Consider the following 25,170-nt stretch of genomic DNA (forward strand, 5'->3'; position numbering starts at 1 on the left):
GAATCTATTCGTTTCCTGAATTGTAAACGACAGCAAATTCTTTCGCAAAGTCAGCCAACTTTACTTTACCCAGTGTTGGTTGGTTTCGATAGTAGTCTTCGTATAGTATTCCTGTTCCTTGGCTTGCCTGCAGCTCTATGAATCCTTTGGCAACTTGTTCATTAAAGCCAATGTTTAGCCAATTGGTCAGAAGCTCACTGTCGGGAATGACTTTCCATTCCAAATCTGGCTTATCGATTTCTTTCCCTAATGCTTTTGCTATTTCGTTCGGTGACACTTCGTCACTGGCCACATAGCGAACTGTTCTTCCTGAAAATGGTTCTTCCATTTCTTCAGCAATTACATCCGCAACATCAAAAGGAGACACCCATGGTTCCTTTGTATCGCCCCCATAGTTGGAAATGATGGCACCTCTATGTTTGATTGATTTCACAAACGAAAACATATTTATATAAAAGCCAACCGGACGAATGAATTTAATGGCAACATCATCCGGCAGTTGTTTCAAAATGTTTTCTACATTGTAATGGAAGATGAGAATGCCAATACCTCTATCAGTATGGGCACCAATACTGCTCAAATGGATTACTCTTCCCACACCCGATTGTTCAATAGCTGTTTTGTAGTTATGGCCGATTCTGTTGATGGTACCGGTGAAGTCAACCGATTTGTCAAACATATCACCGGCAGCTTCCATTGTTTCCATTAAATAGACAAGGTCTGCGCCTTTGAATGTGGCTGTCAAAAAATCAGCATCAAACATACTGCCGATAGCGGCTTTTGCACCCAGTGCTTCAATGGCCTTTTTTCTTTCGTCATTACTGCTGATGACTGTTATTGTGTGCCCTTTTTTTACCAACTCCGTTGTGAGCGGTCTGCCTATGTTCCCAAGAGAACCTGTTAATACGATGTTCATTCTTTTCTGTTTTGATTCGTTGATGCAAAGTTGCACCGACTCCAGAGAACAGATTTAGCCGAATGTCTGATTGTCTTAGCCAAAAAGGAAAGTTATGGGTGGGCTTGTTTGATGTCTGTTATCGACAGGTGGGTCAGATTGTCAAGAATCCGACTTCCCTTTTTCGGAAGAAGGACGAGGTCTGTTTGGGGTTTTCGCTCAATACTTCCGCCTCAGCCAGTACGGCATCACCAGTCTGCGCCGTCACGTCCAGTCCCTGGTGATATTTATCCTCTATTTGGAAACCATCGCACAAAAGCTCATAACGCCCAAATGGGTCTATGTCCCGTAATCTGAAACATTTTCCCGGAATGTTGGCAGCTACCCTATCGATCTCCAGCCATATCCTTCCTGAAGGTATCTGTAACGGAATAACCGGTTTGAGGGGCATTGAAAATATTTACCAATCACTTGTCACAAAACCCGGCTTTTCCGGTCTTAGCTGTAAAAAGCCAAAGAAAATGGATACTCCGTTCCTTGCCCCCATTGAAAAGCCCAAAAGCTTCTCCTGGAAATTGCTCTACTACTTTACGCGCAAACGTTTCGGCAAAGTAATCACTCCCCTGAAAGTCATGTCGGTCCGGATGCCGGTTGCTTTCGGCTCTTTTTCCGGGAAAATAAGCCAGCTCGACAAAAAGCTGAAACTGCCGGCGGAAACGGTGATGCTGGTGCGCCAGCGGGTGGCCCAGTTAAACGTGTGTCTTTTCTGTACCGACATTGGACGGGCGTACTCGATCAGGGCCGCTATGGACCAGGCCAAATTCGATGCCTTGTCCGACTACGCCAACAGCCCGCTTTTCTCGGAAAGAGAGAGGGCCCTGCTCGATTTTGTCACCCGGCTGACACGCGACCGCAGGATGGACCCACCCCTCTTCCAAAGGCTTGCCCAATATTTCGATGAACGCGAAATCTGTGAGATAAACTGGATCATAGCCACCGAGTTTTACTACAATATGGGTAATATTGGGCTTAACATTCACTCCGACAGGCTCTGCGATATCGCTAAGAAAAGTCAGTCGAATTGACCCGAACTTGGCCGTTTAATGGTAAACGTCCATCGACCTGACTTCAACCGCTTATGGTAATCACCGATCAAGTGCTCCTGCTTCGTCCCTACCTGTTGGGCATTGCCTATGAAATGCTGGGCGTTGTCCAGGAAGCAGAGGACATCGTCCAGGACGTCTACGAGAAATGGATGTCGGCCCGTGACGTCGACCATCCCAAAGCCTATTTGGGAAAGATGACGGTCAATAAGAGTATCAACCGGCTGCAGGAGCTGAAAAAGCAGCGGGAAAGCTATACCGGCCCCTGGCTGCCCGAACCCTACATCACCCTGGATGCCGACCAGCCCCCCACCATCGAGTACGGTCTGCTTTTTCTGCTCGAACGCCTGAACCCGGTTGAGCGGGCTGTGTTCGTCCTGCGGGAGAGCCTGTCGGAGGACTACCGCCACGTGGCCGAACTCACCGGCCTGTCAGCCGACAACTGCCGCCAGGTATTGCATCGGGCCCGTCTGAAGCTGGCTTCTCCCAAACCCGGACCCGGGTCAGGTGACCTACAGAGATCCCTCACGCAGGCATTCCTGACGGCGTTACAGGACCAGGACCGTGAGACACTCAACCGGCTGCTCCGCTCCGACATTGAATTGTTCAGTGATGGGGGAGGCAAACGCCCGGCCAATCTGAAACCGCTGTTCGGTCTCGGTAAAGTGGTGAAGTTCCTGTTGGGGATTGTGCGGCTTCCGGAAAACAACGGCAGCGAATTCATCCACCGTCCCGCTTTTGCCAACGGCCATCCCGTCTCGCTTATTTTCCGCCAGCAGACCGGCGAGCTGGATTCTATGGCTTATGTTGCCCATGACGCCAGGCAAATCACCCGCTTGCTGTACCTGCGCAATCCTGATAAACTGCGTATTCGGGAAATGAAGTGAGCCGTCTGCGAAACGAAGCCGGTAATGGTTGAATAGGCCCTCAAGCCCATTTACACACGGTCAGAAGCGACCATCGCAATGCTTGAACGGGGAAAGCAGCACCGGGAGAAAATTATTGCCGGCAACGGAGCGCCTGCATGATTCGCTTCAAACAGCTATTATTTTTCAACGAGATCCCAATCCGTAACCAAGCCGTCGGAGGTCAGATGGACCAGTATGTAGGTGTCCGGCCGGTTGGACTTCAAGCGGTAGGTCACTATTTCGCTTACGTCGCTTCCATGGCGTTGAATGCCCCGGCCTGCGACGTTTTCCGAATGAATGAAAGTCAGTGATTTCAAAGTTTCCGGCTCGGGCATTCCTCCTGCAAAATCGCGTTTGGCCCCCAGAGTGAGGCCTGATGCTTCTTCCAATGTTTTACCCCCTTTTACCATAGCCTGCAAAGCCGCCATGATTCTAGGTGTGCGGGACGGATCAGGATCGGCAGTGGTCTTATGGGCATTGGCAAGCGGCCCGATTCGCGGTACTGTCCGCTCATAACCCTGGTCCTTGTCTTCAAGCGTGAAGCCGGTCACATTTCCATCAGCGTCGGCAGTGAAGGTCACGGAAACATTGCGGTCAGTAGAGGTGAACGTATTCGTAGCGACGGGTACGAATTCTTCATCAACAAAACCATCTTCCAGGGTAAAAAGTCGCTGGTTTTCAGCCTCAAAAGTGACCATCCGATTATTGAATAATTCATACCGGCCCTCGAAAGCCGTTAACGTTTCGGCATCCACAGCCACGGCGGCCGGTTTTGCCCTTACAGGAAACCCATCCCAGTGGAAATAGTCAGCGATAAAATCGACAATCCTGCCCATCATGAGCGAGTTATCATTCGCATTGATCATGATCACAACGCCTTGCCCTTTGTCCACACTGGCGGTCAATAACGCGTCAAAACCCTCGTCGCGCCCACTGTGACCGAAGCGGAGGGTAGTACTGTCACCCTGCAGAAAGACACCAAGCCCATCCCTGTTTTTCTGATCGGTCAACATTTGGCGGGTTATGGACTGGGACAGTACACTTCCCGGTTTTCCAGCATAAGCATTCTGAATGCCAATCGCGAACCGGGCCAGGTCGGACGGCGTAGTCCACAAGCCCGCGGCTGCCATCTCGGGATAAACGTGCCAGCGGCCTTCCACCACACGTCGATTGGCGTAGTGGCCGTTTGCCGTCAATTTGGCCAGCTGTGGAGGTAAGGGTTGCTGGTAGGTGCTGTTTTCCATACCCAGTGGCGAAAGCACGTTATCTTTCATGAATTCCGGAAAACCAGCGCCCGTCACATCCACCATCAGTTGCTGCATGACGGTATAACCGCCCCCCGAATACCGCCACCGGGAGCCCGGAATAAAGTCCACGCGAACCGGTGGTGTATTGGCTGGGGCGATCCCATCCAGGATCTGAACCACTGAGGGCATCTCCGTGCCCACGGCGTATCCCGGGAATCCGTGCACGGTAAGACCGGTGGTATGGCTGAGTATCCCGCGCAGTGTGACCTTTTTGTCATTTGTAAATTCATTATCGGGGACTTTCCAACTTTTAAGTCTTGCGTTCACATTCTCATCCAGAAGAAGCTTATTCTGCCCAACAAGATACAGAGCGCCCATGGCCGCGACCGATTTACTGACCGAGCCTGCCTGGAACAAGGTATTCGTCGTGACCGGCACCTTTCCATCCTTATCAGTGAATCCATAGGCCCGGGCCTTCAGGATCTTTCCGTCCTGAATGATGGCCAGGGACAGCCCGGGAATACCCCGCTTCTTCATTTGACTCCGGATGAAATCGTCCAGACCATCCGCGTGGACGTGGAATACAACCACTAGAAAGGAAAGAATCAGAAACAGGCGTTGGTTTTTCATGGAGGGTTTGCTCGGAATGGTCATTTGTCTCAAATGTTCAATTAAAAATGGTCACGGCAGCGGCACGGTACACCGGAGCGGGTCGCAGGAAGCACCCGCATCAGCCGTCCGAAAAGATCTCGCATAGCGAAATTGGAGCAGTCTACACGAACCCAGTTCTTCTATTTCCTTATTTGTTTTCAAGGATTTCAACCAAAGTGGTGGCCGCCACTGCAGTGGATCGCAAAACTAGAATGATTTATCCTGGCGTCTGTAAAGGCCCGGTAAAAGATGGTCAAAGAAATGTAAAAGTTGCCGCTTCGGCCTTTAGAAATGACAACTATCATACGGCTTTAGAAAAGAGACAGTCCTGGCGATTAATTTTATTACGTCCGACCGCTGACAGCCGCCATCTTCCTCCGCAAGCTGGAAGCGTATCAGCATAGGCGGACTGAATGGTCGGCCGTTGACAGTCAAATAAAATACGATACGCCATGGGCCACGGTTGATACCTTTGCGGAGAAGGTCGGTGCTACCTGGGCTGGCTGGCATCTGCCGGGTATTCCTTTCACCCTCTTCCCAGGAAATGACCGGGTTCTGTTCGGTTTTTGCTTTGAGTATCTTGCTGAACGATTGAGGAGGGAGTGGCTGTCAACATTCCGGGAAAATGTTTCAGATTACCGGACATAGGCCCATTTGGGCGTTCTGAGCCTTTGCTCTATGGTTTTCAAATAGCGGATAAGTAAACCTTATCGGACGTAAAAGAATATTCACTTACACTTCAACCTGCCATCTCAGTCCGCCTGCTATTGCCCCTGAGGATCACACAAAGGAAAGGAATCTTTGAATTGAGCGTAAACGCGCAATTCTCGGGACGACCATTTAAATGTAGCAGCCCCTTGATTTCCCAACAATGGGTAGCAGCGCTTCTGCTTTATGAGGTAAGCGGAGTGCCAATGTCAACGGACCCGACGGCCCGCAGAACACGGCGGCTATGCACCGCACCCTGCCCAGCAGGCCGTACGGTATAGCGCGGCGATGAAACCAGGACTGTAAAGCGAAACCGACTTGCGGACGGTATTTCGACGTGCCGTCCGAACAAGGCCTGTAGTGCAAAACCTGTCCACGGTCGTGTGGTTGGAAGGGGCGTGTCTTACGGCATGACCGCTAACGTTTGGCTTTCCGTAGTGGGGCGTTACCCAAGCCGCTTCCTGTGCCAGGAAGCCAAACGTGGAACGAAGTTTAAAAAACCTATTGCTCACACCCCACCGTACCCTTATGGATACATGTTGTTAGCCACCTTTGCCCTTCTCCTCGCAACCTGTGGCCGGCCGACGCCTGGTCGTCCTGGTGTCGCGGAATAGGACTGTTGGCCCCACCGCCGACAAAAGCCGCCGATGACTGTTTTACCCCTTCACTCTGCCTTTAAGACTTTCACGGGTTCAATTTGTCCAGCCCGAATGGTTTGGGACAGGACTGCCAGAAGCCCGACGAGGGCAACCGAGCCGAAGCCCACGCTTATGTTTACAAGACCCAAATCAAGAGGGCTGCCCATTTCCTGCCTCAGTAAATCACCCCCAAACAAGCCTGCCGGAACCCCAATGAGACCGGCAATCAGGATAAGAAGGCCGAAATTCCTGGTAACGGTCCACACCAATGCTGTGTTGGTCGCCCCCAGTACTTTCCGTATTCCCAGTTCTTTGGTGCGCGTTTCTACGCAGTAACTGGCTATGCCTAAAATGCCCAGAGCAGCGATGATCATCACAATCAGGGCAGCTCCCCCAAAAATCTCCATTTCTCCACTGATTTCCCCTGAATAGCGGGTTTCTTTTAAGTTATAAAGATTTGCTGTTTTCTCCGGAAAATGGTCTTTCCATACCGACTGAACGGCCTTGGTCGCTTCCGTTTCGGTATTGGGTTTTAGCTTGATGGTCAGGGTGGTTATTTCATTGGGCAAATACCGGTAAATCAAAGGGATTGTTTGGCCGATAATCTCGTTGGGCATGATGCCAATGACTTGCACAGAGGCAGAGTCCAGCAAGAGGTTTTGCCCCACCAGGGCCTCCGATCGGGATGCCAATAATTTTGCGGCAGCTTCATTCACCAACACATACTGCTCCGTACGCTGGGGCATGTTTTCAGGGAAATTCTGCCCGGCGATCAAGCGGATGCCTTCGGTTTCAATGGTTCGTGGATCAATACCGACGTAATTCATTTCCAGGGTTTTACCCTTTAGCGTTACAGAATCCTTACCCATTTTAATGGGCTCAAAGTACCAGTTGGTGGCCAAAGTCGTTTCTACCTGACTCAGCTGGTCTATCTCGTTTTGCAGGTTTTGATATTTTTCACCTTTCAAATCCAGGGCCAGAACATGGGATGGCACGGCTGAGCGGATGATGGCATTGTTTTTTATATCATAATCGGCCACCAGGACAACCAATATCATAAACAGGATGGTCACGGAAAACTGTACGACAATCAAAGCCTTGTAAACAGCGACACCCCGGAACAGCTTTACATTCTTCAATTTTCGCAAAACCTGTATGGGCTGAAAGGCTGACAACAGCCAGGCCGGAAATGCCCCTGCGACCAGGCCGGTGATCGCTGCGTAGGCTGACAGGCACAAAACCAGGGTTATGTCCCAGGAAAATGTCACATCATCCATATCGGGTATGTAGTGGGCCAACACCGTGACACAGGGTACGGTGAACGACATAGCAACCAGGGCGACCAGGGTCGATTCCAGTAGGAATTGACCCACAATTTGTCCTCTTGTTGCGCCTATCGTTTTGCGGACACCTACTTCCTGCGCCCGGGAGAAAGCACGCGCCAAAGCCAGACTGATATAATTGAAAGCGGCCAGGAGGGTTAGAGATAGAATGATGACCAGCTGGGTTTTTACGTCTTCCCAACTAACGCCCGCATTGGGGGTATTTTTGATAGCGATTTTTCCAGGGGTGATATCTTCCAGGGGTTGTGCCCAAAATTGGAGATTGCCCTGATCCACTTTCCGGGTATAGTTCTGGAGCGTTGCATTGAGCTGTGCCAGATTGTCTCCTGATTTCAAACGGGCGTAAATGGCAGCACTCCTGAAGTCCCCCAAATCTTGTGATATGGGACTGATTGTTCCTTTTTTTTCAAGCATTTCAGCGGAACCGATTGAAAGCATCGCCTCAATGGGCAGGTGGGTTTCCAAAGGCGGGTCCTGGATTATGCCTCCCACGGTATAGGAACCCAGGTTCTCAAATTGGACCGTCTGTCCCAGGGCATTGGTGTTGCCAAATATCTTTTCCGCTGTTCTTTCGGTTAAGAACAGGGAAGTGGGGTTATTGGTAAGGCTTTGGGCATCACCGGATAACAACCTAAAGCCAAAGACATCAAAGAAAGCAGGCTCCGAGAATTTTATGTCAACAGCCACATCACCTTGGTCGGTTTGCAGGTTATGTTTTCCGGCCAGCCGCACTTTCACCGTCTTTTCAACAGACGAGGCGCTTTCCAATTGGGACGCCAATGGTAATGGAGCGGTTGCCCATTGGGTTTGTTCCCCCTCGATGGTTTCCTGCGTGAGTATCCGCACGAGTTGATTCAATTCGGGATGGAAATGGTCAGTATCGTAAGTGGATTTCAGGCCCGTGAAAAGAATGACCCCCACCGCCATACTCAGTGACAGGCTCAGAATATTGACCAATGAGAAAAGTTTGTTTTGCCAGAGTATCCGTATGGCGATTTTCAGGTTGTTCTTTACCATGACTCCAAGTGTTGATTTTTAATTAAAAATAGGCCAAATGCTACCGGGGGGTCCCTCTCGATTCTATGGGTAACGTTGACGTCAAAATGCAACCAATCAATTGTCAATATCTTACACAGATGTCTATCAAAGCCTGTCCGATTCCGGTACACCTGATGGATCGATCCGACACAGTCGGGTACATGAATGTCCTACCCACACATGGGACTGCGGCACCTGCTTTCAACTCGGTGGGTGTCTGCGGTACGACAGCTCACTTTGCATGTCCAGCCACGGGAGCCGGGAGCCGGCCATCCCGACCCAAAGCCCCAGGATGTTGAGGGAGGAGAAGGATTTGTTGCGGATCAGGTTCCGCCGGGCAATCATGAGATAATTCCGATACATGGGCAAGGCTTTGGGCTGATGATGAAAAGTGCCTACCGCTCCTCACCCATCAATCCCATACCAAGAGGCATTGCGTCCTGATATCCAGTGCATTATAAAGCAAATGTAAGGTATTATTGTCCGATACCGGACATACCTGTCCGCCGGTGGACATCGGCAGGCGTGCCGAAGGGGTCAGGCATTGGCATGAGCTAGGGCACCCGTACGCATTCCTCAAGCAAAGGGCGGACCGCAATGGACGCTGCGCGGGTCGGGGAGCTGATCCGAAATTTTCAAACGGCGTTTTTTCACGTAAGCCATGGTGGGCTTGCAACTATGATCGCCGTATCCTTCAATCACAAGAACTGCGAAATTGTCAACCGGGCCAAGCATCCTGGATCACTAGGAGGATACATTCAGGTTCTCCACCGGATTGGCATTGGCCGCTTTCAGGGTTTGCGACAAAATGGTCGTCAGGCCCAAACCCATCATGATTGCCAGACTTACGGCTACTTCCAGCAGTCCAATCTCCATACTGTAATGCTGGGTGTTGCCCAACAAGAGGTTGAACAGGAAGTAAACCACGGGGATGGTAATCACATCCAGGATGAATTGCAGGATGATCTGCTTCTTGTGGCCGCCCACCACCTTCCTCATCCCGATCTCCTTCATGCGCTCGAGGGATTGTGAAACGAACAGGTTGACGTAACTGGAACAGGCCGGCACCAGTACCGATCAGCCTCATAAGGCGGCTTTGGCAATTGGATGAATCTGGGCCCAGCAAATCCTTCAGTTCTGGACAATAAGCTGTCTTTTGGGCATTTCGTAGAGTGTCTGCGTGGAGAGGTGGATCTCTCGGGTGATTTCCTCGGCTCCGTTCCTCACCACCACCGTGTAGGTGCCATCCCTGGCTTCTTCGAAATTCAGCAGCCGGGAGTAATTCTGTCGCCTGCGGCCCAGGGCATCCTTATGCAAAACCCGGCCCCGCTCGTCCAGGAGCTCGACCACTAGGATATCCCCCGGTCTTTTCTCGATCGAAAGGTTCATCGTAAAGGTGTTGACCTTACGGTACATGCCCACCCGGAAGGAGGGCTTCTGGGCCGAGGTGGGCCGGGTGTCGGTCAGTTGGGCATGGGCGGTGGGGGAGAGGGTAAACAGCAGGCCCAGTACGGCGGCCGTCAGGATGATTCTGGCTCTTTTCATGGTTGATATAAGGTTGTTGAATGATAAACTGGGATAAATGAGATGCAATGGATTGGGTACCGGATTTCACGCTGGGGCCGACTGATGTGGGCGGAACCTGACCGAATCGACAGGTTGTGAGAACTATCCGCTTTTAAGGAAGTCAGATTCAGGTGTTGATTATAACTGGGTGCAAGCTTACGCAGTACCCTCCACTCTCTCAATTTAGTGGGATGGAAGGGCAGGAAGTAGGGATGAAACGGCAGGCCTGCGAACGCTCCCCAACGGAAAGGGCAGATCGGATCGGGACAGAAGATGAAAAACCAGGTCGTTGAAATTTCCTTTTAAAAGCAATTTGCATTTCAATGTGCATTGGTAAAAAAACAGAAAGCCCATTACCGCCATATGCTAGGATTCTGCATCCGCCCCATTTTTCCGGGTTTTCGTCCCAGCTATTTCATGGCGTGGGACATGTCGATTAATCTTGTCCCACCGAATCCGGATCACCCGCCAATCCGTCCGTCGCGTTGCATCCATTAGCCCAATTGATTTACCGGTTTCCTAACGACCATTTCTTCCCATTGCCTGACCGAACCGTCCATCATGATTGAACTTTTGAAAAGACCGGATACCGTCCGTAAGGCGGAGGTAGGGGTCGCCGCCTTTGTCTACCTGTTCCTTGTTTTCTTCCTGCTCACCGGCGGGCTGGGTGATACCCCCAAGTACCAGTTCGACCAGGTCCGGCTGCCTTTCGGCTACTACGAGAATTACCTCTTTCCCAATCTGGTCCGCTATACCGTCCTTTTCGGGGCTTTTCTGTTACTCCACCTACGCGTCATTCCCCGGCTGTTAAGGAGGGAGGAGGTTTTCTCCCATGCTGTCTTCACCTTCCTGATTTTCCTGGGTATGGGCCTGGTGCTGGGCGTGGCGGATACCTACCGCCGGTATTACCTCTACGGCACCCCTCTGGCCGAAGATGCCTCGTATAGCGAAGGGGCCTTTTACGGTATCGTTTTTCGCGACAGCTTCGTGGATGGCTTTATCCTCATAGTCATGGTTGCCGTCTACAACATTCTCAGGCACCTGGCCCTGCGACTGCTTGCCGAGCCCGACTCCATTCCGCCCCGATACCGCCCCGTTACCAGGGATGGCCTTGGGGCGCTGGCGGTGTGGTTTGCCAGCCTGGTGCTGCTTCTGCTGGCCCAGGTGCCGGGCGAGCTGGTCCTGGGGTGGGGGACCATCATTCCTACCGGCACCGCCCTGTACGGCCTGGCGTTCTTCCGGCTCATACCGGCCTCACTCGGGAAGAAAAGGCCGCCGCTGGCCTACCTGTTGCGGATCGTGCTGACGCTCGTGGCTTCCGTAGTGCCCCTGTTCCTGCTGCTGACCGCGCTATCCAACGACGCCGAAACCGCCCTGGGCATCACATCGTTTGCCGCCGTTTGCCACCTGGTGATCACGGCGCCGCTGGCCTGGGTACTTTTCGGGCGTTACGCCCGGGGCAACGAGGAATTGTTCGTGCTCAAGAAGGAACTGGGCCAAACGCACGCGAACGTGGATTTCCTCCGTTCGCAGATCAACCCCCATTTCCTGTTCAACGCCCTGAACACCATTTACGGGACGGCGATTCAGGAAAAGGCCGAGCGTACCAGTGAGGGGATCGAAAAACTGGGGGATATGATGCGGTTCATGCTCCAGGAGAATATGCAGGAAAAGATACCCCTGGTCCGGGAGGTGGAGTACCTGACCAATTACGTCAGCCTGCAGAAGCTGCGCACCGACCCCAATCCCAGCATTCGCGTCCAGGTCGAGATCCAACCGCCCCTGCATCCGGTCCAGATTGCGCCCATGCTGCTGATCCCCTTCGTGGAGAACGCCTTCAAGCACGGTATCAGTTTTCGGGAGCCTTCCCATATTGTGATTTCACTGGAAGTAAGGGAGGGTACCCTGGATTTTGATGTCCATAACAGCAGGCACACCCGACAGGGGAGCGATCCTGAGAAGGACCACAGCGGGATAGGGCTACCCAATGTGCGGCAACGGCTGCAGCTGCTGTACCCCGGTCGGCACGAGCTGATGATCCGCGAGACCGCCCGGGAGTTTTTCGTACACCTGACTCTCCGCTTACAGTAAGAGGGTACAGGAAGCCGCTGTTGATTCGTAGGGCGTGTGCCGTATCTTTGTCCAAAGCTGATCATCCTGTTTTGTTTGCAAGTCATGATAAAGTCCATTGCCCTTGATGATGAGCCCATTGCCCTGGAGGTTGTGAAAGCACACGCGTCCAAAGTACCGTTCCTGCGGCTGCAGGCCGAATTCACGGACGCTTTCAAGGCCATGGAGTACCTGCAGCACGAGAGCGTGGACCTGATCTTCCTCGACATCAAGATGCCCGATATTTCCGGCATTGAGTTTTTCCAGAGCCTGAGCCGGAAGCCCCTGCTGATCTTTACCACGGCCTACCCGGAGCATGCCGTGACGGGTTACGAGCTGGATGCGGTGGATTACCTGCTGAAGCCTTTTTCACTGGCACGCTTCATGAAGGGCTGCAACAAGGCCCTGGAGCTGCACAACCTACGGAACTCACCCGAAGAGCAGAATCACCTGTACGTCAAAACGGGCTATGAGCAGCAGCGGGTACTTTTCGAGGATATCCTCTACCTGGAGGCTACGGGCAACTACGTCAACTTTGTGCTGAGGGATAAAACTGTGCTGTCCCGCACGACTTTCCAGGAAGCCATCCAGCTGCTGCCCGCCGACCGGTTTGTGCGGGTGCATCGTTCCTACGTGGTGGCCCTGGACCACATTGAGAAGGCGGAACGGCACCAGGTGACGCTGGGACGGCGGACGGTGCCCGTCAGTGAGGCCTACCGGCTGAACCTGATGGCGGTGCTCAACCGGTAGGTGGGGATCGATCCATGCCCCCGATCAGACTTTTCCTTCCTGCTGATACCCCATAAATGCTAACTGGCCGACGGTGCGTAAAGCCCACGGGACTCCCTTTATTCCAATTTTTCAAGGGCTGCTTTTGTTGGAATGCGGGCTCAGCTGATCCGGCCCACCAGTGGCTGGCGGTAGGGGTTTGACAGTGGTATTTGGATTCCGGCCACCGTCACCTGGTGCCGCTCGATTTTATCAAGGTGCCTCAGCGAGACGATATAGGATTTGTGGACGCGGATGAACTGGTTTTCCGGGAGCAGGCCCAGGGCTTCGGTGAGCGTCATCCGGGTGAGGGTGGCTTGCCGGCCCTCAAAAAAGGTCAGGTAGTTGTCGTCAGCCTTCAGGTACAGGAGTTCCGAAAGATCCACCCGCACCCAGTCGTGGCCAGCCTTAACGAACAAGCCGTTTTCCAGTTCCATCTGCAAAGGCTGCACCCGGTCGCACGCCTGAAAAAAACGCTTCAGGGAAACAGGCTTGAGCAGGTAGTCGACCGCAGCCAGCTCAAAGCCATCGACCGCGTAATCGGGATAAGCGGTCGTGAAAATGATCCGGCTCTGTGTCCCGATCAGTCGGGCCATCTCCAGCCCGGGAAGATCCGGCATTTCTATATCCAGAAACACCAGATCAACGGGCTGCCTACGTAAGTAGTTCATGGCCTCGGTGGTGCTGGTGAAGCAGGCCCGCAGGTCCAGATAGGGTATTTTGGCGGCGTGTGCTTCAATGATACTCAGGCCAATAGGCTCATCGTCTACGGCAATACAACTGATTTTCTGATGGTTGCCCGGCATTATAATAACTGTTCGATTTGTTCATACAATTTTTCCTGATCCGACGGACGAGGGGCTTGGATTGTGACAATCTTCCCGGCCTTATCCACTAAGATATAGGAGGGAAACTGGAAATTCCCAGTTTGGGTGTACATATCCCGCAGCGATTTCTCCAATTCCTTTCCCGCCAGTACGTGATCTCCCGTCAGATCATAAAATGCGATGGTGTCACGCCACCGTTTCTCCGCTGCCGGACTATGTTCAACGGCGATGTACACGAAATCGACGGGCAGATCTTTGAACCGGTCCTTCAATTCCTGAGTATACGCAAATTCAGTACGGCAAGGGCCACACCAGCTGCCCCACATGTCCACGTAAACCACCCGGCCGCGGTGGGCAGCCAGCACGGAGTCGAGGGAAGGGATTTCTTGCGAGCCGGGGACCAGATGAATACCCGGCTGTTCGTTTTGCGCAAGACTGGTCAGATAGGGCTCCATGGTAGTTTCAACTTCGGGCCGGTACCGGCTCGTGGGGAATCGCCGGATGAAATCCTCGTACGCCTCCCGCAGGTATTCCAAATCTCCGGTCACGACACCCCGCCGCAGAAAAGCGGCCAGGGCATGCTCCCGGGCGATCCCCTCAAGCCCATAGTTCAGAGCCGCATACTCCCAGTAACGTTGGCCTTTCTGCTTCACCTCGTTTTTCACTTCGGCAAAGGGCTTGTGGAAAATTTCTTCTGCCAATCGCATGAACTCCTCTTTGGTAGCTGACCTGTACTCTAGAAAGCGCGGGTAGTAGGCCATGGTGGTTTGATAATGATAGCTGTCCAGGGCCAGGGTATCCGACAGGTTCAGGTTTTGGTGGGCCTTCACCAGCGCAACCCGCCACGCATCTTTGCTGAAACCAGACTTGTTTTCCGTGGTCCAGACCCCGTTCTTCCAGGCCAGGTCCCACATCTTGCTGGAAGCAAAGAATTGGATGTCAGCCTTCGTAATCCGCCGGAAGGCCGGGGACATGGATCCGGCCTTCCCCGACAATTGTTCTGCGGCGGTCACCTGATTTTGGCGAATTATGTCCAGTATCTCTACGGGTGGGGTAAGCGTATCATTCCAGCTTTGAGGCCCCAGAAGATTGAGACTCAAACCCAGCTGGTGGCGGAGCTGATTTTCCCCGCCCAAAGTTCCTCCAAACCGCAGGCTATCTACCCCACTGGATTGAATGCTGACCGACAGGGACGCGTCCGGCTCGGCGTACAGAAAAAGCCGCTGTCCCCGGTAATCCAGGAAAAAGACCTGGGGTTTGTTCACCGGTAGCACCAGGGAAAACCGCCCCTGCGCATCCGGCTTGATTCGGGTAGAATTGGCAGCGTCATACCAGCAATCATAGGGTACATTCACCACTAGGTCTGACTGTAACTCAACCGGGTTAATCCGGCCTGAGAACGTCATTTGCGCCTGCGCAACCGTACTTGCCACCAGGGCGGCACAAAAGAATAGTAATCGCATAAAATAAACTGTTTATTAGGAATAAAGTTGAATGTGTAGTTCCACTCGGTAATAATCCGGACTCTCGCGCATAACCAGCTGATGGGTGCCTGGATACAGCAGGTCCAGGCGTTTCTGGACATTGACCAGCCCGATCCCCTGCCCTTTTAGCCTTTCTCTTCCGGGTAACACACTGTTTTCCAGCACAAAGGTCAGCTCCCTATTCTCTACGGTCAGGCGGAGAGACAAAAAACAGGAGTGATCCATGCTGATGCCGTACCTGAAGGCATTTTCGACGAACGGAATCAACAGCAACGGGGCTATGCGGGCAGGTTGTCCATCGTAATGAGTTTGGGTATCGATCCGAATCGTTTCTTTAACGGGCAGCCGTACCCGCTGCAGCTGCAGGTAGTCCCTGATGAAATCCATCTCTTCCTGGACCGGCACATGTTTCTGCTGCGCCTGCCGCATCGTGTAGCGCATCAGGCCCGACAATTGTTCTATGCTTTCGGCCGTGCGTTCGGCCTGTTCGTCAAGGGCTGTGCCATAGATGTTGTTTAGGGCATTGAAAAAGAAATGGGGATTGATCTGGGCTTTCAGGGCATTGACTTCTGCCTCCGATTGATGCACCCTCTGCTCGGACCGGTCCAGGCGCTGCTGCACAAAGTTCCGAAGCAGGGCGTGAAAGCAGGCATACAGTATGAAGGCGAGAAACGGGCCGAAGGTGAGTGCGGGCTGTACCCCCAGCTTCCATCGATTGAACAGGAAAAGGAACGCCTGAAAGACAACGCCCGCCAGCAGCGTGCTACCCAGGAAAAACCTGAGCGTGCGCCTCCGGAAGGACAGGTGGTAGTTGGCCTCGATGAACCCCGTCCCCACCAGGATCACTACCCAAACGCTCTGATTGTAGTTGTGATTGGCGAACCGGTCCCACTGGGAGTAGGGGCTTCCGTCTGGATTAAAGATGTAGGGACCATTTCTTTGGATTTCCAACCAGTAGGATACGGAATCATTCAGATTCAGCAGAAACCACGCGATCAAGGCGTGGAATAGCCATTGGTACCCTAAGGAATACGGATGAATGTCTGTCTTGAAACGCATAGCTGATTATTTGTTCCAAAGTAACCCTGCCGTCATGAGACCTGAAAATAAAAGGGGTGAAGGCCATCAACTTTGGGGTGTAAGAAAGCTTGCCGGGGACCCTACGCGCCTTATTTGATCTTCCTGTTCCGCTTTACCTGCCGTTGTGTAGCTGTCAAGGCAATGTAACAGTGATGTTACCTATTCCGAAGTAGTGGGCGCCCTGATCATTCGGGGCCATTTGAGCCTGTCAAATATCACTGGTTTACATTTTTCCTCACACGGGGCCACATTTCCGGGAACGATTGACATTAGGCCGTTAGTCGATTTGCAGACGCCTTTCGTCGGTGCCCGTGCGCCCTCAAACGATTACGACTAGTGCGTTTCGGGTAGCTCACCGTCTTATTTATGCGCGCACACTCCCACCCTCTACGTGAAGATATAGCCATGGCCCTGTTGAAAAGTAAATTCAGTATCGGACTGCACAACCTGTCGGTTGAAGACTCCGAAGTTGCCACCATCAGACTCAGTCCGCCCTACCCTGCCAAACCCAACGTGTGGGTACTCTATTTTTGTGGGACAGACGGCCAGGTGGTGCGTACCTGGTACTACGATAGCGAGCAAAAGCGGAAGCTGGACCTCGATCAGGTGCTGAAACACTGCCCACGCCTGAAAGTGGAGTAGGTTTACTCTATGATCGGATAGCCAGGATTCGAAAGAATGTGTTTATTTGATTTAGTAATCGACAAAGAGGGGAGCCATAGGCTCCCCTCTTTGTGCCTGGACACGCCCGCCGTACCCAGGGGCGGACGCATTCATTCCTCCAACAGCACCCCGGAAAGATCCCGGGTGACTTTGGTGAAGCCAATTACTTCGCCGTTGTAGCCATGCATGGCCGTAATGACGGTACTGCCCCAGAACCGGGTACCATCCTTACGGACCCGCCACCCCGTATCCCGGGCCCTTCCCTCTCTAATTGCCCCTTTTATCAACTCCTGGGGGCGATGGCTCCGTTTGTCCTCCTCGGTATAAAATATGCTAAAATTTCGGCCGATGATTTCCTTCGCCTTGTACCCTTTGAGGACTTCGGCCCCTTTGTTCCAGTTTTCGACATTTCCCTTCTCGTCAAGAATAAGAATGGCATAGTCTTCGATCTCCTCGACCATCTTTTGATTGCGCAAATACCTGAAATCATTGATTCCGAGGGAATCCGTGACGACTTCGTTTATTTTGCCATCCAGGATATGGGCTTCATCGACCAGCATATCGATCCATTCATCGTCTACACCCAACTGGCCTTCCTTCACCAGGTCCACCAGACCGAGGATATTGGTGAGCGGGTGCCTGATCTCGTGCGACTGCATGAAGGAGATTTTCCTGAGCAGCTCGTTCTTGACCAATGTTTCGGCCACCTGCTGCTCGAGAAGGGTCTGGCTCATCTGCAGTTCGAGCACCAGGGTGGCCTGCTTGGAAAGAACCAATAATCCTTTGGCTTGTAAGGGAGTCAGACTGCCTGGTTTTTGATCAAGCACGCATAGGGTTCCCAATTTCAGGCCGTTCTGCAACACCAGGGGCACCCCCGCATAGAACTGTACGCCCTGATCGCTAACAACGTAGGGGTTATCCTGGAAACGGGAGTCCCGGGTGGCATCGGAGACGACCATCACCTCATCCTGCTCAATGGTGTACCGGCAGAATGATGTAGCACGGGGCACAGCTTCAACCTTGATACCGGCGGCTACTTGCAACCAGTTGGTCTGCTCGTCCAGCATCGTCAGGAAGGCCAACGGTTTTTCGCAAAGTTCAGCCGCGAGGCCGACGATCTCCTGTAGTTCGGGGTGCGCCATCAAATCAAGGCCCATGAATCTTCTGACCTCCTGCAACCTCAATCCCTCGTTATTTGATATCTCCATACAGTATCGGGTTTAACTTACACTGGGTATCATACAATTGAATTCTGGAAAAATAGGGTAAAAACACCAGCTCTGCGAGCCTAATGCTTGGTCAGAGTTCCGCCAGGAGGCCTTCGATAACGGTCATCTGTAAAGGCTTGGTCAGGTATCCCTTGATTTCGGGGTAGGTGGCGGCCGCATCGATATCTTCCGGGGAATTGGAAGAGCTTACGATATAGATGGTGGGGCGGTAGGTGGCAATCCTGATCTTTCTCAGCTCATCGAGGAACTGCCAGCCGTTGAGATTGGGCATGTTGATGTCCAGCAATATGAGCCCAGGCAGTTCTGAAGGTTGATCCCGCCTAGGCAGCATGAAATCGATGGCCTGCTGACCATCGTGTAGTTCAATCAGCGTAGCCCAGGGAGCGGCCCTTTGAATCAGTTTTTTGGCGATGAACCGGTAAACCTGGTTGTCATCGATGATGGCTACTCTCATGGGTGGTTTCATCGTAGTAAAAATTGTCATGGAAGTACGGGCTTCCAAGGATTGGGATGGACTGTCGGGTACGGGTCCTTTTTGACCAATCAACAGAACCGGCTTACAACTTAGTCCTAGGTCACAGGCGAAAGCCCGGTTCGAGTTGCCCAGGCTGGGAAATTGAGTGCCTTTCAACAGGCCTTTACGAATTGATCAGGAAAACACACGAAGTTACAACAAATAGCATGCCCTTTGTTCTTAAAACTAAGATGGGCGCATAAATATATCCCAGAATCGACCCCTACTGCTTTGTTTTCTGCCCTCAGAAGCTCCATTTACCCGATGTCAGTATTTTTTTGTATTCACCTACCTTTGCTACAAGGCATAAATGGCACTGTATGGTTACCGTTTTTTTATCATAGATACAAAAATAACTCTTTGTTTTAAAAAAAATCGGAAGCAGCTCGGGCCTCGGCTTGATTTCCGCTCTGACGGGGGATGGAGTCTGGGATGTCTTGTCCTGGGTTACCTTGGGAGTACCCGTGGGTACGGTATTCTGCTTTTTGAATAAAACCGGAGAACCGGAAAAAAAGCAGCCTGACAGAGCATAGAGTCAGCGTGTTTTCCTAAATCAAACAAGCAGTAACAGCGGTTGGCATAAAAAGGTCTTGAACCTAACGATGGAAGAATAACACCTTCGAATATCGGTTTGGTTATTATGATCGTTGGTTCTCAATCCAAAATCGCCCAGCCGTGTGATCTGTGGGATAGCCAGAAACTGATCACCTTCTGTGTAGTCGATTCCATACTAAATCAACAAAGCGATTGAGAGTTCCTTTTGGGGAATCACTAAAATTACCTACATAGATGAAACAAACATCTGCATTTACCACTTGGCTATAGCACCTGTTCAATCCGCTCTGTAGCTTGCTTCAAGTGTGTAATTACCTCAAGTGCTTTCTCCGAGGTGTGGCGGTAAGTTGGCAGATAAACACTCAGGCTACTAACCACTTCCTCTTCCCTGCGAATGGCCATCGCATAGCCCACTACTTGCCGACTGGTTTCCTGAAAGGCATATCCCTGTTTTCTTATGAGTTGCATCTGGCTATAAAAACCAGGTTCAGTGATGGCTTCTGGCCACACGTCTTCGGTCGGCAGGCCATACCGGGATTTAAACTTGACCAGATCTGTATCGTTCATCATGCCCACCAACAATCGGCCCGATGCCGAATCGTACACGTGCTTTTCGTCGGAAGTATGTACCTGCAATGAATGGTCACAGAGTTCCCGATGAATAATCAACCGCTTATTGCCATTTAGCACAGCCAGCACACAACTCTCGTTGAGCTGCTTCATTAAATCAACCATCGCCGGACGGGCGGCTTCTAGAATATCTTTCCTATAAGCGCTATTACCCGTTAACAGATAGGCTCTGGCTCCCAAAGTGTACCCCTTTTTTACTCCCACCTGATCCAGATATCGCCGGCTGACCATTGTTTTCATGATGTTGGCACATGTGCCTAAATTCAGGTTCACGGCCTCGGCTACTTCGGAAAGTAACTTAGGGCGGGTAGGCTCTACGGATACATATTCCAGAATATCAAAGGCCCGGTTGAGTACTTGTATCATATTATTATTTTTATATTGTAAAGTTATATTTTCTATTGTTATAAAAACAATTTATATGGTTTAATTTTTTTTCAATATATAATAGATTGATTTACAAAGATTTATTATATATAATTTTAATATTTATAACTATTTAAAGTAAAAATTACAGTATTAGTTTGGAATATTCATTTATATAAATCAATATTCAATCATTATTATAATCAATTTTATATAATTGAATTTAATCATTCTCATCTTATGCAGAAAGCACTTTACAGAATGATGGGCAGTTTTTATGTCATGCTCTGGTTCACTAGCCTCTCCACTGGACAGGGGCTAGCCATCGTCGGTCGCGTTTTTATGGCAGAAAACCAACAGCCACTACCAGGCGTGAATGTTTTGGTGGAGGGTACTACAACTGGCACTACAACGGATGCCGAGGGTCGTTACGTGCTTGCATTGCCTTCGGCCAATGCAGCTATTGTTTTTTCCTATATCGGCTACGTTTCACAGCGTATTGACGTGAATGGCCGGACTCAATTGGATGTCTTCCTCGAAGAGGATAACAAATCGCTTAATGAAATAGTCGTGGTGGGTTACGGAACGGTCAGGAAATCGGACTTAACGGGTTCCTTAGCCTCCGTCAAAGCCAAGGAAATTAATGCTTTTCCGGCTACGAATGTATTGCAGGCACTTTCAGGACGTGCTCCCGGTGTACAGGTGACGCAGAACACTGGCGCGCCGGGTGCCTCCGTCAGCGTCCGAATCCGGGGAACCAACTCGGTGCAGGGCAGTAACGAACCGCTGTACGTAATTGATGGCTTTCCGACTTCGGGTAGCAACCCCACTGTACTTAACAATTCTGACATTGAGAGTATTGAGATTCTGAAAGATGCTTCTGCTACGGCTATTTACGGGTCGCGGGGTGCAAACGGTGTAGTATTGATCACAACCAAACGCGGCACTGCGGGTAAAATGCAAGTGGATTATGAGGGTAGTTACAGTACCCAGTCCCTTCGTAGGAAACTTGACCTCATGAACGCCAAAGAGTACGCTCAATTTTATAACGAACAGGCCGCCAACGATAATGTGAACCCCTACTTTACTCAGCAACAGATTGACAGCTTCGGAGAAGGCTTTGACTGGCAGGATCTTGTATTTCGCAAGGCACCCATGCAAACCCACAATCTGACCGTGAGCGGTGGCAACGAAAAGACCCGTTTCTCATTGGGAGGCAGTATTTTCAATCAGGAGGGTATCATTAAAGGCAGCGATTATAACCGCTATTCACTGCGGGCTAATGTCAACACCGACATCAGCAAACTATTCAGCGTTTCGTATGGAGCTACCCTGACCAACGTCAAAACCAGTCAACGAAATAGCGCAGGGGGAAACCGCGGCGGTACTATGATTGCCGCCGCCATTTCGGCGCCACCCACGCTCACACCCTATAATGAGGACGGTTCGTACCGGGTACTAGCCACGGCCTATCCGTTTATCTCCAATGTATTAACCAATCCGCTGAATCACATCAATGAACAGTCTAACGATGTGAATTCCAACAAGGTGCTGGCTAATGTAGCGCTAACGTTTAAGCCTTTCGACGGCCTGGCCATTAAAGTGGCAGGGGGAATTGAAAACACGGACGACCGCACTGACGGCTACACAACCACCAACTTCATCAATTCGCAGGGATCAGCCAGTGTATCCACTTCACAGTTCAGAAGCCTGCTGAGCGAGAACACGATTAGCTACACCAAAACCCTGGGCGATAAGCATAATATCTCAGCGGTGGCTGGTTTTACTTACCAGGATTTCGTGAGTACGTCATTGAGTGCTTCGGGTGTTGGGTTTTTAAGTGACATAACCGAAACTGCCAATCTGGAGGGAGCCACTACGCCGGGCATTCCTAACTCGGGCTACTCTAAAAGTGTACTGCTCTCGTATCTGGGCCGGATTAATTATAGTTACAACAGCAAGTACCTGGCTACCGTCAGCTTCCGGGCCGATGGTTCTTCTAAATACAGCGAGGGGGGAAGTGGGGGTATTTCCCTTCGGCAGCCCTGGCGTGGCGGGTTTCGGAAGAAGAGTTTTTGAAAAGTAACTCCCTGATTTCTGATCTGAAAGTACGTAGTAGTTGGGGGCTGACCGGTAGCCAGGCTATCGGGGCTTATGCTACGCTCAACAACCTTAATGGCAGTAAAACTGTCTTTGACGACGCGCTCTACAATACCTTCGCCCCCGGCACCCGCCTGCCGGGCAACCTGAAATGGGAAACCACTGAGCAAACCGACTTCGGCATCGACGCGGCCTTCTTCAACAATCGCTACCGGCTGACACTCGACTATTATATCAAGAACACGCGCGATTTGCTCAACACCGTGCAATTGCCGATAGGTTTCGGCTTCACCAGCACCATTCAGAATGTGGGCCAGATTCAGAACAAAGGGGTTGAGGTCGCTCTGGATGCCAGAATTATCGATAAAGCCTTCAAATGGGATTTGGGGGGCAATATTTCCTTTAACCGCAACAAAGTAGTCAAGCTGTACAATGGGGACGATATTCTGGGAGGAAATATTGGGGTAACTCTGATTAACGACGCGGCCAATCTGTTGCGCGAAGGAGAACCCATGAGTGTGTTCTACGGCTATATCCGGGATGGGTATACAGATTTGGGCAAAGAGAAATACATAGACCTGAACGGCGATGGAGTCATTAACCAGTTTGACAAAGCCATTATCGGAAACCCCAACCCTAATTTCATCTACGGTATTAATTCGGCTATGTCATACAAAGGCCTGGAACTGACTTTATTCATTCAGGGGACGCAGGGTAATGATATCCTGAATGTCAGTTCGGTAAATAATACACTCGATTATGGTTTTGGGTTGAACATGCCGCGCGAGGTATTCTATGACCATTGGACACCCACCAATACCAACGCCAAGTATCCGGTCATTTCCCGGTCTAACTCTTACAACTACTCCGACCGACTTGTTGAAGATGGATCGTATTTACGGCTACGGACTATCCAATTGGCATATAACCTGCCTCTGCAGCAATGGGGAGTAGGTTGGTTACGATCGGCCCAAGTGTATGCCAGTGGCCAGAATCTGCTGACCCTCACAAAATACTCTTGGTGGGATCCCGAAACCAACTCGCAGGGTGGGGCCAATTCCATTGGTCAGGGTATCGACCATTACAGCTACCCCACGTCCAAAGCCGTTACGTTTGGCGTGCGGCTGGGCTTCTAAATACTTACTCAAAAAAGTAAGGCAGTAAACCATCTTTAAGCGTAAAAAAACGATGAAAAATATACAAAAGAAATTAGTCTTTATTATCCTAACACTCTTGGGGCTGGTAGGTGTTTCCTGCCAGGATTTGCTGGTCGAAGCTCCCAAATCCATAGCAGTTGAGACCTTTTACAATACGGCTTCCGAAGTAGAATCTGCGGTCAATGCAGTCTACGAACCTTTACGGGCTACCAACAACATCAGCGGTCAGTTGGGTGCACAACTTGAAGCCTATACCGATTACAGTTACGGGCGAGGTAGCTATGGCGTTCTGAGCGATTTTCAGGGGTTGAACAGTACCAACATTCCCCGTACCGACGAAGGCTGGCGGTTATTTTACCTTAGCATTCGCAACGCAAACTTAGTTATTCAGAATGCTCCCAATGGCTCATCCATCAGTTCTGCTGATATAAAGAAATACGTAGCCGAAGCAAAATTCCTGCGGGCCTTTAATTACTTCTGGCTCGTCAGGAACTGGGGAGGAGTCCCTATCCGTACCGAGGCAACGCTGAACGAACCCAACATCAAGCGCAACTCAGTGGAGGAAGTCTACACGCTTATAGTGAATGACCTCAAAGAAGCAGAAGCCAATTTGCCCGACAAGCCTGCGCAGATTGGCCGCGTGACAAAATGGGCTGCTAAGGCGGCACTGGCTGAGGTGTATTTTACCCGAAATCAATATGCCGAAGCCCGCGACAAGGCCGATGAGATAATCAAGTCAGGGCAATTTTCGCTTGTTCCCGTAACCGTGGCTTCTGATTTTGAAAAGGTTTTTGGCCCGACGGTCATCAATACGCCCGAGGAAATTTGGTATTTGAAAATGACCCGTCAAAACGCGCAAGGTATGTACCTCGCTATGTTTGCCCATCACCCTGGCTCCAGACTTCACGGGGCTGGCGGATTCTACGCCCACTATTCAGATTCGCAAGCAAACTTGGTGCAAAAGAACTGGGAAAGCGGCGACCTCCGCAAAAGTGCCTTTTGGTATGCGTGGAACATCGGTCTAGGAGCCAACAGCGTCCTCTGCAAAAAATTCTCTGACCCGTTAGCACCTACGAGTACCGGGGCTGGAAATGATTTTCCGATCTACCGTTATGCTGATATTCTGCTGCTTTACGCCGAAGCGGCTTCCCGCGCCGGGAACGGCCCAACCCCAGCAGCGCTTGAAGCGCTCAATCAGGTTCATCGCCGGGCTTACGGCCAACCAGCAACAACGGCTTCCCCGGTAGATTTCAAACTGACCGACTTCACGGCATCAACCTTTAACGACCAGGTTATCAAAGAGCGCGGCTACGAAACGCAGTATGAAGCCAAACGCTGGCTGGACCTTAAGCGACTCGGCATTCCTGAGCTCAAACGCCGGATAAAAGAAGCGACGGGTAAGGATGTGGCCGATAAACACCTGTTCTGGCCTATTCCCAATGGCGAACTAAATTTCAATACAGCCCTGGATGCCAGCAAGGATCAGAATCCGGGGTATTAATAAAGTGAATTAGGGAGGAGCGATAGGTACCAGCTCCTACTCCTCCTTTTACACGCTTCACATGATGTATAAACAAGGAGGTTTGTTAGC

21 protein-coding genes are annotated in these 25,170 nt (G+C 51.2%); 9 read left to right on the forward strand and 12 right to left on the reverse strand.

Annotated features, from left to right (window positions below; translation table 11 throughout):
- Window positions 1-4: 4 nt before the first annotated feature.
- Window positions 5-916, reverse strand: coding sequence for an SDR family oxidoreductase (locus GBK04_RS29485; RefSeq protein ID WP_152766756.1), 912 nt, complete (start codon window positions 914-916; stop codon window positions 5-7).
- Window positions 917-1,416: 500 nt separating this feature from the next.
- Here GBK04_RS29485 and GBK04_RS29490 point away from each other — a divergent pair, with 500 nt between their 5' ends.
- On the forward strand, window positions 1,417-1,980 hold the full coding sequence (locus tag GBK04_RS29490) for a carboxymuconolactone decarboxylase family protein (protein WP_152766758.1): 564 nt from the start codon (window positions 1,417-1,419) through the stop codon (window positions 1,978-1,980).
- A 53-nt stretch (window positions 1,981-2,033) separates the two neighbouring features.
- A complete protein-coding gene (locus GBK04_RS29495) occupies window positions 2,034-2,885 on the forward strand; it encodes a sigma factor-like helix-turn-helix DNA-binding protein (RefSeq protein WP_152766760.1) in 852 nt (283 codons plus the stop codon).
- Between the two features lie 158 nt (window positions 2,886-3,043).
- Here the strand turns inward: GBK04_RS29495 and GBK04_RS29500 are convergent, their stop codons facing one another.
- Window positions 3,044-4,783: a serine hydrolase gene (locus GBK04_RS29500; protein WP_373331549.1), complete on the reverse strand. Its 1,740-nt coding sequence runs from the start codon at window positions 4,781-4,783 to the stop codon at window positions 3,044-3,046.
- A 47-nt stretch (window positions 4,784-4,830) separates the two neighbouring features.
- On the opposite strand from GBK04_RS29500, the gene GBK04_RS29505 reads away from it, so the two are divergent.
- Window positions 4,831-5,208 (forward strand): hypothetical protein, encoded by a 378-nt coding sequence (locus GBK04_RS29505; RefSeq protein WP_152766764.1) that lies wholly within the window; start codon window positions 4,831-4,833, stop codon window positions 5,206-5,208.
- Window positions 5,209-6,176: 968 nt separating this feature from the next.
- Here GBK04_RS29505 and GBK04_RS29510 read toward each other — a convergent pair.
- The 4 genes from GBK04_RS29510 to GBK04_RS29520 form a co-directional block, all read right to left on the reverse strand.
- The gene (locus tag GBK04_RS29510; protein ID WP_152766766.1) at window positions 6,177-8,510 is read right to left on the reverse strand and encodes an ABC transporter permease; all 2,334 of its coding nucleotides are present in this window, start codon (window positions 8,508-8,510) and stop codon (window positions 6,177-6,179) included.
- A 222-nt stretch (window positions 8,511-8,732) separates the two neighbouring features.
- Window positions 8,733-8,894, reverse strand: a complete 162-nt coding sequence (locus tag GBK04_RS31475; protein ID WP_373331550.1) for a hypothetical protein — start codon at window positions 8,892-8,894, stop codon at window positions 8,733-8,735.
- Between the two features lie 381 nt (window positions 8,895-9,275).
- On the reverse strand, window positions 9,276-9,545 hold the full coding sequence (locus GBK04_RS29515) for an ABC transporter permease (protein ID WP_373331551.1): 270 nt from the start codon (window positions 9,543-9,545) through the stop codon (window positions 9,276-9,278).
- Window positions 9,546-9,662: 117 nt separating this feature from the next.
- A complete protein-coding gene (locus tag GBK04_RS29520; protein WP_152766770.1) occupies window positions 9,663-10,076 on the reverse strand; it encodes a hypothetical protein in 414 nt (137 codons plus the stop codon).
- Between the two features lie 582 nt (window positions 10,077-10,658).
- On the opposite strand from GBK04_RS29520, the gene GBK04_RS29525 reads away from it, so the two are divergent.
- Entirely contained in the window at window positions 10,659-12,188 is a 1,530-nt protein-coding gene (locus GBK04_RS29525) for a sensor histidine kinase (protein ID WP_152766772.1), read from the forward strand.
- An 84-nt stretch (window positions 12,189-12,272) separates the two neighbouring features.
- Window positions 12,273-12,956, forward strand: a complete 684-nt coding sequence (locus tag GBK04_RS29530; RefSeq protein WP_152766774.1) for a LytR/AlgR family response regulator transcription factor — start codon at window positions 12,273-12,275, stop codon at window positions 12,954-12,956.
- Between the two features lie 140 nt (window positions 12,957-13,096).
- Here the strand turns inward: GBK04_RS29530 and GBK04_RS29535 are convergent, their stop codons facing one another.
- Genes GBK04_RS29535 through GBK04_RS29545 form a run of 3 tightly spaced genes read right to left on the reverse strand, consistent with a single transcriptional unit; the run spans window position 13,097 to window position 16,344 of the window.
- The gene (locus tag GBK04_RS29535; RefSeq protein WP_152766776.1) at window positions 13,097-13,780 is read right to left on the reverse strand and encodes a LytR/AlgR family response regulator transcription factor; all 684 of its coding nucleotides are present in this window, start codon (window positions 13,778-13,780) and stop codon (window positions 13,097-13,099) included.
- Window positions 13,780-15,264, reverse strand: coding sequence for a redoxin family protein (locus GBK04_RS29540; RefSeq protein WP_152766778.1), 1,485 nt, complete (start codon window positions 15,262-15,264; stop codon window positions 13,780-13,782). The genes GBK04_RS29535 and GBK04_RS29540 overlap by 1 nt, the downstream gene beginning before the upstream one ends.
- A 15-nt stretch (window positions 15,265-15,279) precedes the next feature.
- Entirely contained in the window at window positions 15,280-16,344 is a 1,065-nt protein-coding gene (locus GBK04_RS29545) for a sensor histidine kinase (protein WP_152766780.1), read from the reverse strand.
- 387 nt (window positions 16,345-16,731) lie between these two features.
- Between GBK04_RS29545 and GBK04_RS29550 the strand changes: the two genes are divergently transcribed.
- On the forward strand, window positions 16,732-17,007 hold the full coding sequence (locus GBK04_RS29550) for a hypothetical protein (protein WP_152766782.1): 276 nt from the start codon (window positions 16,732-16,734) through the stop codon (window positions 17,005-17,007).
- A gap of 131 nt (window positions 17,008-17,138) precedes the next feature.
- Here GBK04_RS29550 and GBK04_RS29555 read toward each other — a convergent pair whose 3' ends face one another.
- The 3 genes from GBK04_RS29555 to GBK04_RS29565 all read right to left on the reverse strand — a co-directional run bounded on the left by GBK04_RS29555 (window position 17,139) and on the right by GBK04_RS29565 (window position 20,322).
- Window positions 17,139-18,236, reverse strand: a complete 1,098-nt coding sequence (locus GBK04_RS29555) for a GAF and PAS domain-containing protein (RefSeq protein WP_152766784.1) — start codon at window positions 18,234-18,236, stop codon at window positions 17,139-17,141.
- Window positions 18,237-18,327: 91 nt separating this feature from the next.
- Window positions 18,328-18,723 (reverse strand): response regulator, encoded by a 396-nt coding sequence (locus GBK04_RS29560; protein WP_373331552.1) that lies wholly within the window; start codon window positions 18,721-18,723, stop codon window positions 18,328-18,330.
- 867 nt (window positions 18,724-19,590) lie between these two features.
- Window positions 19,591-20,322, reverse strand: a complete 732-nt coding sequence (locus GBK04_RS29565) for an IclR family transcriptional regulator (protein WP_152766788.1) — start codon at window positions 20,320-20,322, stop codon at window positions 19,591-19,593.
- A 240-nt stretch (window positions 20,323-20,562) separates the two neighbouring features.
- On the opposite strand from GBK04_RS29565, the gene GBK04_RS31480 reads away from it, so the two are divergent.
- The 3 genes from GBK04_RS31480 to GBK04_RS29575 are packed head-to-tail and all read left to right on the forward strand — an operon-like array spanning window position 20,563 to window position 25,080.
- Window positions 20,563-22,401: a SusC/RagA family TonB-linked outer membrane protein gene (locus GBK04_RS31480; RefSeq protein ID WP_373331553.1), complete on the forward strand. Its 1,839-nt coding sequence runs from the start codon at window positions 20,563-20,565 to the stop codon at window positions 22,399-22,401.
- The gene (locus GBK04_RS31485) at window positions 22,398-23,558 is read left to right on the forward strand and encodes a SusC/RagA family TonB-linked outer membrane protein (RefSeq protein ID WP_373331554.1); all 1,161 of its coding nucleotides are present in this window, start codon (window positions 22,398-22,400) and stop codon (window positions 23,556-23,558) included. Before GBK04_RS31480 ends, GBK04_RS31485 begins: the two co-directional genes overlap by 4 nt.
- A 52-nt stretch (window positions 23,559-23,610) precedes the next feature.
- Window positions 23,611-25,080 (forward strand): RagB/SusD family nutrient uptake outer membrane protein, encoded by a 1,470-nt coding sequence (locus GBK04_RS29575; RefSeq protein WP_152766790.1) that lies wholly within the window; start codon window positions 23,611-23,613, stop codon window positions 25,078-25,080.
- The last annotated feature ends 90 nt before the right edge of the window (window positions 25,081-25,170 follow it).

The organism is Salmonirosea aquatica (genome assembly GCF_009296315.1).
Lineage (GTDB): Bacteria > Bacteroidota > Bacteroidia > Cytophagales > Spirosomataceae > Salmonirosea > Salmonirosea aquatica.

Bases quoted from the DNA above. Each gene is read 5' to 3' on its own strand.
- GBK04_RS29525 (WP_152766772.1), top strand. From the start codon at position 10,659: ATGATTGAACTTTTGAAAAGACCGGATACCGTCCGTAAGGCGGAGGTA.
- GBK04_RS29520 (WP_152766770.1), bottom strand. From the start codon at position 10,076: ATGAAAAGAGCCAGAATCATCCTGACGGCCGCCGTACTGGGCCTGCTG.
- GBK04_RS29490 (WP_152766758.1), top strand. From the start codon at position 1,417: ATGGATACTCCGTTCCTTGCCCCCATTGAAAAGCCCAAAAGCTTCTCC.
- GBK04_RS29505 (WP_152766764.1), top strand. From the start codon at position 4,831: ATGGTCACGGCAGCGGCACGGTACACCGGAGCGGGTCGCAGGAAGCAC.
- GBK04_RS29485 (WP_152766756.1), bottom strand. From the start codon at position 916: ATGAACATCGTATTAACAGGTTCTCTTGGGAACATAGGCAGACCGCTC.
- GBK04_RS29550 (WP_152766782.1), top strand. From the start codon at position 16,732: ATGCGCGCACACTCCCACCCTCTACGTGAAGATATAGCCATGGCCCTG.
- GBK04_RS29545 (WP_152766780.1), bottom strand. From the start codon at position 16,344: ATGCGTTTCAAGACAGACATTCATCCGTATTCCTTAGGGTACCAATGG.
- GBK04_RS29500 (WP_373331549.1), bottom strand. From the start codon at position 4,783: ATGAAAAACCAACGCCTGTTTCTGATTCTTTCCTTTCTAGTGGTTGTA.
- GBK04_RS29510 (WP_152766766.1), bottom strand. From the start codon at position 8,510: ATGGTAAAGAACAACCTGAAAATCGCCATACGGATACTCTGGCAAAAC.
- GBK04_RS29515 (WP_373331551.1), bottom strand. From the start codon at position 9,545: ATGAAGGAGATCGGGATGAGGAAGGTGGTGGGCGGCCACAAGAAGCAG.
- GBK04_RS29560 (WP_373331552.1), bottom strand. From the start codon at position 18,723: ATGAAACCACCCATGAGAGTAGCCATCATCGATGACAACCAGGTTTAC.
- GBK04_RS31480 (WP_373331553.1), top strand. From the start codon at position 20,563: ATGCAGAAAGCACTTTACAGAATGATGGGCAGTTTTTATGTCATGCTC.
- GBK04_RS29495 (WP_152766760.1), top strand. From the start codon at position 2,034: ATGGTAATCACCGATCAAGTGCTCCTGCTTCGTCCCTACCTGTTGGGC.
- GBK04_RS29530 (WP_152766774.1), top strand. From the start codon at position 12,273: ATGATAAAGTCCATTGCCCTTGATGATGAGCCCATTGCCCTGGAGGTT.
- GBK04_RS31475 (WP_373331550.1), bottom strand. From the start codon at position 8,894: ATGTATCGGAATTATCTCATGATTGCCCGGCGGAACCTGATCCGCAAC.
- GBK04_RS29575 (WP_152766790.1), top strand. From the start codon at position 23,611: ATGAAAAATATACAAAAGAAATTAGTCTTTATTATCCTAACACTCTTG.
- GBK04_RS29540 (WP_152766778.1), bottom strand. From the start codon at position 15,264: ATGCGATTACTATTCTTTTGTGCCGCCCTGGTGGCAAGTACGGTTGCG.
- GBK04_RS29565 (WP_152766788.1), bottom strand. From the start codon at position 20,322: ATGATACAAGTACTCAACCGGGCCTTTGATATTCTGGAATATGTATCC.
- GBK04_RS29535 (WP_152766776.1), bottom strand. From the start codon at position 13,780: ATGCCGGGCAACCATCAGAAAATCAGTTGTATTGCCGTAGACGATGAG.
- GBK04_RS29555 (WP_152766784.1), bottom strand. From the start codon at position 18,236: ATGGAGATATCAAATAACGAGGGATTGAGGTTGCAGGAGGTCAGAAGA.